This is a genomic window from Acidimicrobiales bacterium, assembly GCA_035540975.1.
GTDB lineage: Bacteria > Actinomycetota > Acidimicrobiia > Acidimicrobiales.
Window position 1 is genome coordinate 1 of sequence record DATLFN010000098.1, and the last position, 12,902, is coordinate 12,902.

The following is a 12,902-nucleotide window of genomic DNA, read 5'->3' on the forward strand; positions in this document are numbered from 1 at the left end:
GAATCCAATCGGGCGCGGCGCTCTCACCGGGCGGCGGCGGTGGGCGGGGGCGCCGGAGGCGGAGACGGCGGCGGCGGCGTGGTGGTCACCACCACGACCTTCGGCGCGGCGGTGGTCGGAGGGACGGTGGCCGGGGCGGGCGGCCGCCGATTGGTCGGGGGTGCGGGCGGCGACACCGGGGCCGCCGTGGTCGCGACCGGGGGAACGGAGGTCGTGGTGGTCTCCACGGGAGCGGCGGCGACGGAGGGGATGGTCGGGGGCACCACCGCCTGCGGCGCGCGCACCACTGGTGCCTCCGCCGGCCCGAGCTGCGGACCGAGGGCCGGTGGTTGCACCATCGACACGGTGGCCACGAGCGTCACCGTGCCCAGCGCGGCGGTCCGTCCCGCCGATTCCAGGCCCCGCCGGGCGCCGGCGGCCGGCAGGGCGAAGGGCAGGGCGGCCAGGAAGGCGAGCGGGCCCATCACCCACCGCAGCCGCCCGAGCGAGATGGACAGGAATGCCCGCACCACGGCGGGGTCGAAGTGGGTGCCGGCGTGGGCGGCCAGCTCCTGGCGGGCCGCCGCCGGGCTGCGGGGGGAGTTGTACGACCGGACCGACGTCATGGCGTCGTAGCTGTCGGCCACGGCCACGATCCGGGCACCCAGGCTGATCTGGTCGCCGACCAGCCCGAAGGGATAGCCCGTCCCGTCGTAGCGCTCATGGTGCTGCTCGATGGCGAGGCCCCACGGGCCTAGCCAGGCGCGGAGCGGCTCGGCCAGGCGGGCTCCCTCGATGGGGTGGCGGCGCAGCGTCTCCCAGTCGTCGTGGGACAGCTCCCCCGCCGCATGCAGGGTGTGGCTCGGAACGGTGAGCTTGCCCAGGTCGTGGAGGAGGGCCGCCCAGCGCAGGCGGTCCCGGTCCGCCGGGTCGAGGCCCAGCTCGGCGCCGATGAGGTCGGCGTAGGCCCGCACCCGCTCGGAGTGACCGCGGGTGTCGCGGTCGTGGACGTTGAGGCTGGCGGCCAGGGCGAGGATGGTGTGGGCCGCCTCGGCCGGCTCGAGCTCCCCGCGGCGCAGTGCCTCCACCTCGCGGGCACGGAGCTTCCCCGTCGACCCGCTGCGGAGCGCCACGCCGAGGCGTGACGGGGCGCGGTCGGGGAAGATCAGCGACAGCTCGAGGAGGGCGGCGAGGGGGAGGAGCCGCCGGGCGGCCCGGTCGAAGACCACCAGCGAGGCGAGCGACGCGGCGAGGACGGCGAGCCACCACAGCACGCGTTCGGGCGTGTCCACGGGGGTCCCGAGCAACCGGGCGACCCCGATCGCCACCGCCACCGACGCCGCGAAGGGGGCGGCGACGACGGCCACCCGCACGGCCGTCGCCAGGATCGGCCGGTGCTCCCACCGCGGCTCGTCAGGGCCGCGCCGGACGGGCTCGTGCCCCGTGGAGGGACCTGCCCCCCGTCTCCGCCGTGTCGGTGTGGGTCGCATGTCGTCCGCCGGTCCGGCCGCCCTGAGTGGGCGAGGACCCGGTGAACCACGCTACGACCCCGTTGCCGCCGGGGTCAACGGGTCGACCGGCGACCTACGAGCGGAACCGGCGGGGGATGAGCCAGCAGGCGAGGGCCATGAGGGCCACGACGAGGAGGGCCGCCACCGCGGCGAGGGCCGGGCTCACCTTGCCGGACGCCGAGGCGGGCACGGCGGTGAACACCTCGGGGGCGGCGCCGGCGAGGGACAGCGTCGCCGCGTCGGCCGGGACCACCGCGGCGGGCACCTCGGTGGTCGTCGTGGCCGGAGCCACCGTGGTGGCGACCGTCGCCGGGGCGGCGGGTGCCGGGGCCGGCTTGGGGGCGGCCGGCTTGGCGGCGGCGGCCCTGGGCGCCGGGGTCGCCGCCGGGCGGGGCGCCACCGATCGGGGGGCGCCGGCCGGCTGGATGAAGTTCTGGGTGATGAAGTACCGGCCGTCGGCGTGGCGCACGACGCCGATGCCCACCACCGAGAACCGGGAGTCCAGGATGTTGGCCCGGTGCCCGCTGCTGGCCATCAGGCGGGAGTGGGCGCTCTCGATGCTGCCGTTGTAGGCGACGTTCTCGCCCCGGGCCACGACGTTCAGCAGGTTCTTGACGGTGGCGCCGAAGAAGGTGTCGCTGTGGAAGATGTCGCCGGCGGCGGCCATGCGCTCGCTGTGGGCGAGGGCGATGGCGGCCACGTCGTCACGCCACGCCAGGGAGCCGAGGCCGGCCTTGGCCCGCTCGGCGTTGGCGAGGTCCATGAGGCGCCGGGCCCCGTCGGCGACCGACACGGCGGGAGCAGCCGGCGGCGCGACCACGGGGGGGGCGGTGACCGGCGGGAGCGCGACCACCGGGGCAGCGGTCGTGGTGGTCGTGGGCGCGGGCGGCGCGGTGGTGGGGGCGCTGCGGATGCAGAGGATGCCCAGCTGCACCGTGCCGGGCGGGCACTGGAGTGCCTCGGCTCGGTCGGCGCGGGTGACCATGCCCAGGGTGGCCAGTGCCAGTGCGGCCGTGGCCACGGCGATCGAGCGGCGCGCGACAGCCGCCTGCGTGGTGCTCCGGTGCGTCCTCATCGTCTCTCCCCGGTCGACTAGGTCGTTGGGGTTGTGTCGTGACGGGAGCACCTGGTCCTGAGGCCATTTGGCCATGGCCCGTTCGGGCTAGTTCCCGGCTGCCTGCGCCCTGCCCATACGTCGCGGGCCGTTCCTCGGCTCCCCGGGCGCGCCGGCCGCTAGGATTTTCCGGATGAAGAAGCCGCGGTTCGGGGGGGAAGGCTCGTCACGGGAGGACGCCGAGCGCGAGGCGCAGGCGGAGCTCGACCGCCTCACCCGCGGCGCCGGTGGGCCCCCGCGGCCGTCGCCCCGGCCGTCGCCCCGGCCGCGGCCCACGCCGCCCCGCTCCTTTACGGCGGCGCCCGAGGCGTCCCGCTCGCCGGGCTTCGGCGGCCGCCGCTTCGGCCCCGTCGAGGACGACGAGGCGGTCGACGAGGAGGACGAGGGCTTCGAGGGCCCCCGCAGCGCCCAGGAGGAGGAGGAGCTCGTCACCGAGCTCGCCTTGCGGGACTGGGCGGCGTCGCGCGGCCGTTCGGGGCGCATCGAGGACTACGCCCGTCCCCGGCTCGACTCCTCGTCCGTCGAGGCCCAGCGCGACCGAGCCCTCCGGGAGGTCCTGGAGCGCCAGGAGCGCCTGCAGCGTGAGTACCGCGAGCGCAAGGCCCGCCTCCAGTCGGTGTCCGTCGACGACGAGGACGGCGAGGGCGCCTCGGCCGCCTCGGCCCACCAGATGAACGTCCTCCGCCGGGGCAAGCCGCCGGGGATGATGAACATGGCCGCCGCCCAGACGGGGGCCTTCATCAAGGCTCGCAACGACCGCGCCGTCGCCCGGGAGGCGGCCGCGGCGGGGACGACCTCGGCCAAGAAGGCGACGGCCAAGAAGGCGGCTGCCACCAAGGCGACGGCCAGGAAGGCGACGGCCAAGAAGGCGACGGCCAGGAAGGCGGTGGCCACCAAGGCGACGGCCAAGAAGGCGGCGGCCACCAAGGCGACCGGCGCGACGTCGACCGCCGCGATGCCGGCGCCGGGCAGGCCCGCCCGCGCCGGCGCGACCGCCGGGAAGGCGGCCGCCGGCCGACGCCCCGCCGCCGGCAGGACGGGCGCCGCCGACAAGCTGGCCGAGGCGAAGGACGCGGCGGTCGACAAGCTGGCCGACGCGGCGCGAGCGGCGACCGACAAGCTCGGCACGGCCAAGGACGCGGCGGCCGACAAGCTCGGGACGGCCAAGGACGCGGCGGCCGGGAAGCTGACGCCGGCGACGAAGCCGTCCGCCTCGCGTGCCGGGGCCGCCGGCAAGGCAGCCAAGAAGGGGGCCACCCGGGCGCCCGCCGCCGGCAGGGCCTCCGCCGGCAGGGCCTCCGCGGCGGGGAAGGCCGCCAAGGCGGCCAAGGCAGCGGGGGCGCCGGGACCGGCGGCCGACCGGGCGCTCACCCCACAGGAGCGCGCGCTGGCCGCCGCCCAGCGGGCCAAGGCGGCGCGGGAGGCGCGCCGAGCGGCCAGGGCCGAGGCAAGGGCCCAGGAGTCGCCTCCGGCGCGGCCGGGCAGGGCCCCGCGCCGCCCATAGGCGCGGCTGCCGCGCCGTGAGCTGGCTGGCTGCCGGTGAGTACGAGCTCGAGGGCGCCTCGGGCGACGGTTTCCTCCAGGGGATCCTGCTCAGCGAGTTGTCGGAGCCCCGCTACACGACGGCCACGCAGCGCCGGATCGTCATGTTCGACCAGGTGACGCGGGACCGCCGCGGCCGGGTGAAGGTGCAGAACATCTCGTTGGAGGTCCCCTGGGCCCGGGTGTGCGCGTACTCGACCGCCGTCATGCCGTTCCCGCCCGACATGTGGCGCCAGGGCCCCGAGGGGGAGGTCGTGATCTTCACCCTCGACCCCCTGGTGGCCGACGGGCGCGACATCGTGGTGTGGCCCCGGACCGATGCTTGGACGGCGGCCGCCCGGGCCATGGGCATCCCCGAGCTCAAGGACTGACGCCGGCGCCCGCTCGGTGGAACGCTGGGGCCGCCGGTCAGACGGCCGGCCGCTCGAACTGGATCCGCGACAGCTCCTCGTAGAGGCCGCCGGCCGTCGCCAGCACCTCGTGGCGGCCCCGCTCGACGATGCGGCCCTCGTCGAGCACCAGGATCTCGTCGGCCGCCAGCACCGTCGAGAGGCGGTGCGCGATCACCAGGCTGGACCGCCCGGACAGCGCCTCGGCCAGGGCCCGCTGGATGAGCATCTCCGACTCGGAGTCGAGGTGGGCCGTGGCCTCGTCGAGGATGACGAGCGCGGGGTCCTTGAGAAGGAGCCGGGCGATGGCGACCCGCTGCTTCTCCCCGCCCGACAGCCGGTAGCCGCGCTCACCGACGACGGTGTCGTAGCCGTCGGGCAGCGAGGCCACCAGGTCGTGGATGCGGGCCGCCCGGGCCACCTCGACGAGCTGCGCCTCGGTGGCGTCGGGGCGGGCGTACAGCAGGTTGTTGCGGATCGTGTCGTGGAACAGGTGGGCGTCCTGCATGACCATGCCGACGGCCGCGCCGAGGCTGTCCAGCGCCAGGTCGCGGACGTCGTGGCCCTCGATGCGCACCGTCCCCGCGGTGGCGTCGTGGATGCGGGGGAGGAGCATGGCGATCGTCGTCTTCCCGGCGCCCGACGGGCCGACCAGGGCGACGCTGCGCCCCGGCTCGATGGCGAACGACACGTCCTTCAGGACCCACGCCCGCTCGTCGTAGCCGGCGTCGGTGGACTCGCCCTCCAGCGAGGGCAGGGTGACGTCGGCAGGGCGGGGGTAGCGGAACCAGACGCCGTCGAGCTCGGCCCGGCCCCGGGGCGAGGTCAGCCTGACCGGCGCCTCCCGCTCCGTGATGGCGGACGGGAAGTCGAGCACCTCGAACACCCGCTGGAACGACACGACGGATCCGGCCAGGTCGACCCGGGCGCCGGCCAGCACCGTCATGGGCCCGTACAGCTGGGTGAGGTAGGCGGTGAAGGCGACGATCGTGCCGAGTGACACGTCGCCGGAGATGGCCATGCGGCCACCGGCCCAGTACACGAGGCCGATCCCCACGGCGGCGACGAGGCCGAACATGCCGTGGAAGACGCGGCTGTGGACCGCCGTGTCGATGCCCACGTCGCGCATGCGCTCGGCCCGGGCGGCGAAGGTGCCGGACTCCCGGTCGGGCCGACCGAACAGCTTGACCAGCAGGGCGCCGCCGACCTGGAAGCGCTCCGTCATCTGGGCGCTCATCCTGGCGTTGGCGTCCATCTGCTCGGTCATCAGCTTGTGGAGCCGGCCCCGCATGCGGCGGGTGACGACGATGAACAGGGGGGCGATGACGAGGGCGAGGAGCGTCAGGCGCCACTCGAGCAGGAGCATGGCGACCAGGGTCACGACGAGCCCCAGGAGGGTCGAGAGCATCCCCGACAGCGTCTCGGTGAAGATGCGGTGGCCGCCGGCCAGGTCGTGGGTGAGGCGGCTGGTCACGGCGCCCGTCTGTGACCGGGTGAAGAACGCGATCGGCATGCGCGAGATGTGGTCGAACAGGGCCACCCGGAGGTCGAAGATGATCCCCTCGCCGATGTGGCTGACGAACCACCGGCTCGCCACCTGGCCGACCGTGGCGGCGAACGCGGAGACGAGGATCGCCAGGGCGAGCACGTCGAGCAGCCCCGGCCGCCTGCCGATGATGGCGTCGTCGATCACCGCCCGGTAGAGCAGCGGCGGCACGGCACCCAGCACCGACGTGGCGACGATGGTGGCCACCAGCCCGGCGATCCACCGCCGGTAGCGCCGGGCGAAGCCCCACACCCGCTCCACCAGCTCCCGCGAGATGCGGGCGTCACCGCCGGCGCTGCTGGCGTTGAGCATGCGCCAGGCACGGGGCGAGAACGGGACCACAACCGCGATTATGGATGCTTCCCGTCAGGTGCGCCCGCCCCGGTCGCGCCCGTGTCGTGAGGTAGCTTGCGCCCTCCCCGGCCCGAGGACCGCCTTTGATGAGCGCCACCCACGAGCTGCTCGGCAACGCCGAGCACGACGCGTCGACCCGGGTCGTCGTGCTCGCCCACCGGGCCGCCTGCGGCACGGCGCGGTCCAGCGGCGTGCGCGGGTTCCTCCACGACGTCGGGAAGGGGAAGCGGCGCCAGGTCCGGTAGGCGCCGGGGCCGGCGCCGGGAACGGCGCGTCGCCCCTCCGGCGCGCGCTGCGCCGTCCCGCCTTCCGACGGCTGCTGGTGGCCTCCACCGTCTCCCGGTGGGGCGACACGTTCGGGTCGATCGCGCTGGTGGTGCTGGTCTACCGGCTCACCGGGTCGGGGCTGAAGGTCGGCGTCACCGTGGCCTTCGAGATCGTGCCGGTGCTGGCCCTCGGGTTCGTGGCGGGCGCCCTCGTCGACCGGTTCTCCCGGCGGCACGTGATGGTCGCCGCCGACCTCGGGCGGGCGCTCGTCGCCCTGGGGCTGGCCTTGTGGCACGACGACGTGGCCGTGGCGTACGCCGCCGCCTTCGGGCTGTCGGCTTTCACGGTGTTCTTCAACCCGGCCTCGTCGAGCGCCGTGCCCTCCGTCGTGGCGGCCGACGAGCTCGCCGGGGCCAACGCCGCCATGTGGTCGGCCGCCGTCCTCTCCCAGATCGTGCTGGCGCCGCTGGCCGGGGTGCTGGTGGCGTGGACCGGCCCCGGTGCCGCCTTCGCCCTCAACGCCGCCTCCTTCGTCGTGTCGGCGGTCCTGCTGGCCGGGATCGCCCTGCCGCCCCCGCCGCCGGGCGCGCCGGACGGGGTCGCCCGGCCCCGCCGCCGGGACCTGGTGGCCGAGGGCCTGCGGACGGTGCGCCGGTCGCCGCTCCTGCGGACGTTGGCCGGCGTGCAGGCGCTGGCGGCGCTGTCGGCGGGCGCCACGTCGGCCCTGCTGGTCGTGCTCGCCCAGGACCACCTCGACGTCGGAGCCGGCCGCTTCGGCGTCCTCGTCGGCGCCATCGGCATCGGCGCCGGCGTCGGACCGCTCGTCCTCCAGCGGATCGTGCCCGACGTGCGCCGCCCTGCGCTCCTGTTCGGCCCCTACCTGCTCCGGGGCGCCGTCGACCTCGTCCTGGCCGCCTTCTCGTCGTTCGCCGTGGCCCTCGCCGCCCTGGTCGGCTACGGGGTGGGGACGTCCACCGGCATGGTGACGTGGAACACGGTGCTCCAGTCGTCGGTGCCCGACCGACTGCGCGGCCGGGTCTTCGCCTTCTACGACGTCGTCTGGCAGTCGTCCCGGCTGGTGAGCATCGGGGTGGGGGGCGCCCTGGCCGACCTCGTCGGCATCCGCGCCGTGTACGTCCTCGGTGGCGCGCTGCTCCTCGCCGCCGGCTGGCTGGGCCTGGCGTCCCGGGCCGAGCTCGCCCCCCTGGAGGCCGGTTGACCGAACGCCGGTGCGCCGGGGCAGACTCTCGGGATGCGGCGGGCACTCGGCAAGGCGTTGGCGGCGGTCGTGGTTGCGGCGTGCGGTGTGGCGGTGGGCGGGAACGCCCCTGCCGCGGCGGCCGCGCCTCCACCGTCGGCGCGCGGCTACTGGTTCGTGGGATCGGACGGCGGCGTTTTCGCGTTCGGCGGCGCCGGGTTCTTCGGGTCCACCGGAGCCACCAGGCTCAACCGGCCCATCGTCGGCATGGCCACGACCCGGACGGGCAACGGCTACTGGTTGGCGGCATCCGACGGCGGGGTCTTCGCCTTCGGCGACGCCGCCTTCCACGGCTCGATGGGCGCGGTGGCCCTCAATCGGCCGGTGGTGGCGATCGTGGCCACGCCGTCGGGGCGGGGGTACTGGCTGATCGCCTCGGACGGGGGCGTCTTCTCCTTCGGCGACGCCGTGTTCCGCGGCTCGACCGGATCGATCAAGCTGAACCAGCCGGTGGTGACGGCCGCCTCCACTCCCACCGGGCGGGGGTACTGGCTGGTGGCGGCCGACGGCGGGGTGTTCGCCTTCGGCGACGCCGTGTTCCGGGGGTCGACGGGCGGCATCAGGCTGAACCGCCCGGTGATCGGCATGGCCACCACGCCATCAGGCCGTGGGTACTGGATGGTCGCCTCGGACGGCGGCGTCTTCGCCTTCGGCGACGCCCCGTTCCGCGGGTCGATGGGCGCCGCCCCGCTCAACCGGCCCGTCGTCGCCTTGGCCGCCACGCCCCGGAACCTGGGGTACTGGATGACGGCGTCCGACGGCGGCGTGTTCGCCTTCGGCGACGCCACGTTCGCGGGGAGCACCGGTGGCCAGCGCCTGGCCTCACCCATCGTGGGCATGGTGGCGTCGCCCGCCCGGGTCACCCCCGAGGTCGCCGCCTTCTACTACCCCTGGTACGCCACGCCCGCGCTGGACGGCGAGTGGCGCCACTGGGAGGGCAACAACAAGCAGCCGCCCGGTGACGTCGCCGCCAACTACTACCCCCAGCGGGGGGCGTACTCGAGTAGCGACCCGGCCGTCCTCCAGGGCCACATGGCGGAGATGGCGCAGGCGGGGATCGACCTCGTCGTGACGTCGTGGTGGGGCCGGGGCTCGTTCGAGGACCGGCGACTGCCCCAGGTGCTCCTCGCCGCGGCCGACGCCGGCATCCGGGTGGCCGTGCACCACGAGCCCTACGTCGGGCGGTCGCTGGCGACCATCGCCGCCGACGTCGCGTACCTCAAGGGCCTCGGTGTGCGCGACGTGTGGGTGTACAACGCCCAGGGCTTCCCGGCCGCCGCCTGGGCGCCCGTCCGGGCGGCCATGGGCGCCGACGTCCGGGTCATGGCCCAGAGCGGCAACCCGGTGCAGATGAAGTCCGGCGAGTTCTCGGCGTTCGCCAGGACGGCGGGCTTCGACGGCATCTACACCTACGACGCCGTGCGCTTCGCGCCGTCGGAGCTCGCCGGCGTGTGCGGGTCCGCCCGCCAGAACGGCCTGCTGTGCAGCCCGTCCGTCTCGCCCGGCTACACGGCGAGCCGGCTCAAGCCCAGGGACGCCCAGTTCGTCGCCCGGGAAGGCGGCGCCCGTTACGACGCCACGTGGGCGGGGGCCGTCGACGCCCGCGCCGACGTCGTCAGCATCACCAGCCACAACGAGTGGCACGAGGGGACGCAGATCGAACCCGCCGTGCCGTACTGCTTCCCCGACGGGTTCTGCTCACCGGGCTACGAGGGCGCCTACGGGGCCTCCGGCCCCACCGCCCCGGGCAGCTACCTCGCCCGCACGCTGGTGTGGTCGAGGGCGTTCCGGGCGTAGACGCGACGAGGGGCCGGCCCGGAGGCCGGCCCTCTCGCTGCTGCGGCGTCGTCGGCCGAGCCGATCAGTCGTCGTGACGGCGGCCCGTCACGACCAGGCCCGTCCCGAAGAGCACCAGGAACAACCCGGTCAGGGCGATGAGGCTGATGGGCGCCCCGGTGCGAGGCAGGGTCGGCCGCTCCAGCGTCACGCCCAGGACGATGGCGATGTCGGCCGCCGCGTTGGCGGACACCTGCCTGCCGAGGACGTCGGTGCCGGCGGCCGTGCCGATGTTTCGGGTCGGGCTGTCGGCCTCCACCACCTGGGACTTGGTGACGGCCACGACGGCGCCCGGCGCCATGGTGCCGATGACGGCGATGCCACCGAGGACGTCGTCGGTCACCGTGACGTCGTTCAGGGTGGTGTCGCCGGTGTTGGTCACCGTGTAGGTGAACGTGACCTCCTGGCCGGGGGAGACGCTCGCCGGGGTCGCCGCCTTGGTGATGGTGATGGCCGGCGTGATCACCTTGACGAAGGTGGAGTCGGCGGCGCCGGACTTCCGGCCCAGGGCGTCCACCGCTCCGACCGACGCCGTGTTGGTGGCGTCGCCCGAGGCGGAGCGCTGGTAGGCGCAGGTGAACGACGACCCGGCCGCCAGCGTCGCTCCGACGTGCTCGGGGCACAGGTCGGCGAAGCCGGGCTCGAGGGTGTCGGCCAGCGACTCCAGGGTCAGCGCGACGTTGCCGGCGTTCTCGATGCGCACCGTGTAGGTCAGGCGGTCGCCCGCGTGCACGACGAGGGCGTCACCCGAGGTGGCGTGGTCGCCGCCGTTCACCTTCTTGTCGAGCGTGATGCCCGCCGGCCTGGCCGTGTTGGTGAAGGCGACGGTGGCGGCGGTGGCTCCGATCGTCACCTTGCCGTCGGCGGGCACGGAGGCCGAGGTGAAGAGGGCCGACGCCTGCTCGCTCACCGTGCAGTCGGTGCCCGTCGGGATCCCGGTGATGGTCTTCGAGCCGTTGTCGGTGATCGTGAACGACTGGTCGTGGACGGTGCCGTCGCAGTCGACGTCGAAGGTGAAGGTCCCGCTGCCGCCGACGGTGGCCTTGGTGACCACCAGGTTGCCGGTGTCCCGGGTGTTCGTGAACGCCACCGTGTTGTCACCGACGGCGATGACGACCTGCCCGTCGGCAGGGACGGATAACCCGCTGAACAGGCTGTCGTCCCGCTCCGTCACGGTGCACGTGGTGCCCGTGGGGATGCTGGAGATCCGGCGGGCCCCGCTGTCGGTGATCGTCACCGACTGGTCGTGGCCGGTGCCGGTGCAGTCCACGTCGAAGGTGAAGGTCCCCGAGCCGCCCGTCGTCTCCTTGGTGACGACCAGGTCCCCCGTCTTGCGGGCGTTGGCGAAGGCCACGGTGTTCGAGCCGGTGGCGATGGTGACCGTGCCGTCGGCCGGGACCGACGTCGACGTGAACAGCGGGTCGGCCGTCTCGGTCACCGTGCAGCTCGTCCCGGTGGGGATGCCGGTCACGGTGCGGGAGCCGTTGTCGGTGACGGTCAGCGTCTGGTCGAACGCCGTGCCGTCGCAGTCGACGGCGAAGCTGAACGTGCCGCTGCCCCCGGTCGTCGTCTTGGTGACGACGAGGTCACCCGTGAGCCGGGTGTTCGTGAACGCCACGGTGTTCGTGCCGCTGGCGATGGTGACCTGGCCGTCGGCGGGCGACGAGACCGTCGAGAACCCGGAGGCGGCCCGCTCGGTCACCGTGCACTCCGTTCCGACGGCGATGCCGGTGATGGTCCGGGAGCCGTTGTCGGTGATGGTGACGGCCGTGTCGTAGGTGGTGCCGGTGCAGTCCACGTCGAAGGTGAAGGTGCCGGACCCGCCGTTGGTCGCCTTGGTGATCACCAGGTCACCGAGCTGGACGTTGACGAAGACGCTGACCGTCTGGCTGGTGCCGATGGGGATGACCAGGCTCCGCGGGGTGGCGTCCAGCTGGTAGCCGTCCGGCGCCGCCGTCTCGGTCACCGTGCACGGCGTCCCCGACGGCCCGTTGACGGCGATGGCCCCGGTGGTGGCCGTTCCCGACGCGCTCACCGTGCCGTCCTGGTTGGTCTGGCTCTGGTTGCTGAGCCCGGTGATGATCGTCGGCGGCAGCGGGACGGTGGGGGAGCACACCACCGAGAAGCCGGCGCCCGCCAGGAGCGGCCCCGTCGTCGAGCCGCTGCGCTTCTCGATGCGCAGTCCGCCGCCGACCGTGAAGCACGCCGGGCCGGCCTTGCGGTTGCTGGCCTGGGACTCGGAGGGCGCGGCGGTGGTCTTGGCGTAGTTGCAGAACTGGGCACCGAGGGGCGTCCCCGCCGCGATGGGCACGGCGAAGCGCAGCTCGAAGTCCTCGGTGTTCGGCACGAACGACACGCTGTACTTGGCCACGGCGTTGTCGTCGACGAACACGCAGTCGGTGATGACGAACGTGGTCCGCCCTGCGACGTCGGTGGCGTCGACGGGGTAGTCGATGATGAAGCCCACCAGCCCGCCGGGGTCGAAGTTGCTGGCGAAGTTGGGGTCGAGCCGCTTCGTGGTGTTCTCGCTGCCTGGAGTCGGCCGCACGCCGTTGCAACCGTTGACGCCGTCCTCGAGGGTGACGACGGGCACGTCGCCGACCTCGCCGCTCGCCGGCGCGAACGCCCCCACGAGGGACGTCATGACGCCGGTGGCCATCATCACGGCGCCGATCCGGCGGGCCGCCCGTCCGCCCAGGAAGTTTCTCAAGCTCGCCACCCCGTTCGCCGATGCTTCGGAAAGAGTCGGTGGCTCAGGCCACCCGCGCCCCGATAGGTGCGTCGCTTCCGAGAGTGGGCGATTGCGACCGTTCGACCAATGACCAATCTCCGGATGACTCGGCCGGGCTACCGCCGGGGGCCGCTCCGGGTCATCTCACTCTCCGTGTTCGTCGGCGGCCGGATCGGCTTCGGCGTGGCCCGCTCGGGTGACACCAGGGTCATCTGACCCCGGCGTTGGTCCCGAACCGGACGAGCCCCGCGCACGCCGACACGGGGTAGCCTGCGAGCGCCGGCGGCGTGGCCGAGTGGTTTAGGCAAGGGCCTGCAAAGCCCTGTACACCGGTTCGATTCCGGTCGCCGCCTCCGACGCCTGACCTGGTAAAGT

Annotated in this window: 10 protein-coding genes and 1 tRNA gene; 7 read left to right on the top strand and 4 right to left on the bottom strand. The window is 74.2% G+C overall.

What is annotated here, in order from left to right:
• Nucleotides 1-23 precede the first annotated feature (23 nt).
• Both VM242_10675 and VM242_10680 read right to left on the bottom strand, forming a co-directional pair.
• Nucleotides 24-1,352, bottom strand: a complete 1,329-nt coding sequence (locus tag VM242_10675; GenBank protein ID HVM05629.1) for an HD-GYP domain-containing protein — start codon at nucleotides 1,350-1,352, stop codon at nucleotides 24-26.
• A gap of 211 nt (nucleotides 1,353-1,563) precedes the next feature.
• Nucleotides 1,564-2,511, bottom strand: a complete 948-nt coding sequence (locus VM242_10680) for a CAP domain-containing protein (GenBank protein ID HVM05630.1) — start codon at nucleotides 2,509-2,511, stop codon at nucleotides 1,564-1,566.
• Between the two features lie 226 nt (nucleotides 2,512-2,737).
• Here VM242_10680 and VM242_10685 point away from each other — a divergent pair, with 226 nt between their 5' ends.
• Entirely contained in the window at nucleotides 2,738-4,108 is a 1,371-nt protein-coding gene (locus VM242_10685; protein HVM05631.1) for a hypothetical protein, read from the top strand.
• Between the two features lie 16 nt (nucleotides 4,109-4,124).
• On the top strand, nucleotides 4,125-4,517 hold the full coding sequence (locus VM242_10690) for a hypothetical protein (GenBank protein HVM05632.1): 393 nt from the start codon (nucleotides 4,125-4,127) through the stop codon (nucleotides 4,515-4,517).
• A gap of 37 nt (nucleotides 4,518-4,554) precedes the next feature.
• Here the strand turns inward: VM242_10690 and VM242_10695 are convergent, their stop codons facing one another.
• The gene (locus VM242_10695; GenBank protein ID HVM05633.1) at nucleotides 4,555-6,423 is read right to left on the bottom strand and encodes an ABC transporter ATP-binding protein; all 1,869 of its coding nucleotides are present in this window, start codon (nucleotides 6,421-6,423) and stop codon (nucleotides 4,555-4,557) included.
• A 98-nt stretch (nucleotides 6,424-6,521) separates the two neighbouring features.
• Here VM242_10695 and VM242_10700 point away from each other — a divergent pair, with 98 nt between their 5' ends.
• The 3 genes from VM242_10700 to VM242_10710 are packed head-to-tail and all read left to right on the top strand — an operon-like array spanning nucleotide 6,522 to nucleotide 9,757.
• A complete protein-coding gene (locus tag VM242_10700; protein ID HVM05634.1) occupies nucleotides 6,522-6,680 on the top strand; it encodes a hypothetical protein in 159 nt (52 codons plus the stop codon).
• 47 nt (nucleotides 6,681-6,727) lie between these two features.
• Complete coding sequence (locus tag VM242_10705; GenBank protein HVM05635.1) at nucleotides 6,728-7,921, top strand: MFS transporter; 1,194 nt, start codon at nucleotides 6,728-6,730, stop codon at nucleotides 7,919-7,921.
• Nucleotides 7,922-7,954: 33 nt separating this feature from the next.
• The gene (locus VM242_10710; protein HVM05636.1) at nucleotides 7,955-9,757 is read left to right on the top strand and encodes a hypothetical protein; all 1,803 of its coding nucleotides are present in this window, start codon (nucleotides 7,955-7,957) and stop codon (nucleotides 9,755-9,757) included.
• 64 nt (nucleotides 9,758-9,821) lie between these two features.
• On the opposite strand, the gene VM242_10715 is transcribed toward VM242_10710, so the two are convergent.
• Entirely contained in the window at nucleotides 9,822-12,515 is a 2,694-nt protein-coding gene (locus VM242_10715) for a DUF5979 domain-containing protein (GenBank protein HVM05637.1), read from the bottom strand.
• Nucleotides 12,516-12,614: 99 nt separating this feature from the next.
• Between VM242_10715 and VM242_10720 the strand changes: the two genes are divergently transcribed.
• Both VM242_10720 and VM242_10725 read left to right on the top strand, forming a co-directional pair.
• Nucleotides 12,615-12,743 carry a hypothetical protein gene (locus VM242_10720; GenBank protein ID HVM05638.1) on the top strand — a complete coding sequence of 43 codons (129 nt, stop codon included), beginning with the start codon at nucleotides 12,615-12,617 and terminating at the stop codon, nucleotides 12,741-12,743.
• A 65-nt stretch (nucleotides 12,744-12,808) separates the two neighbouring features.
• Nucleotides 12,809-12,880 (top strand) — tRNA-Cys (locus VM242_10725).
• Nucleotides 12,881-12,902 lie beyond the last annotated feature (22 nt).

Bases quoted from the DNA above. Each gene is read 5' to 3' on its own strand.
- VM242_10710 (HVM05636.1), top strand. From the start codon at position 7,955: ATGCGGCGGGCACTCGGCAAGGCGTTGGCGGCGGTCGTGGTTGCGGCG.
- VM242_10720 (HVM05638.1), top strand. From the start codon at position 12,615: ATGACCAATCTCCGGATGACTCGGCCGGGCTACCGCCGGGGGCCGCTC.
- VM242_10700 (HVM05634.1), top strand. From the start codon at position 6,522: ATGAGCGCCACCCACGAGCTGCTCGGCAACGCCGAGCACGACGCGTCG.
- VM242_10685 (HVM05631.1), top strand. From the start codon at position 2,738: ATGAAGAAGCCGCGGTTCGGGGGGGAAGGCTCGTCACGGGAGGACGCC.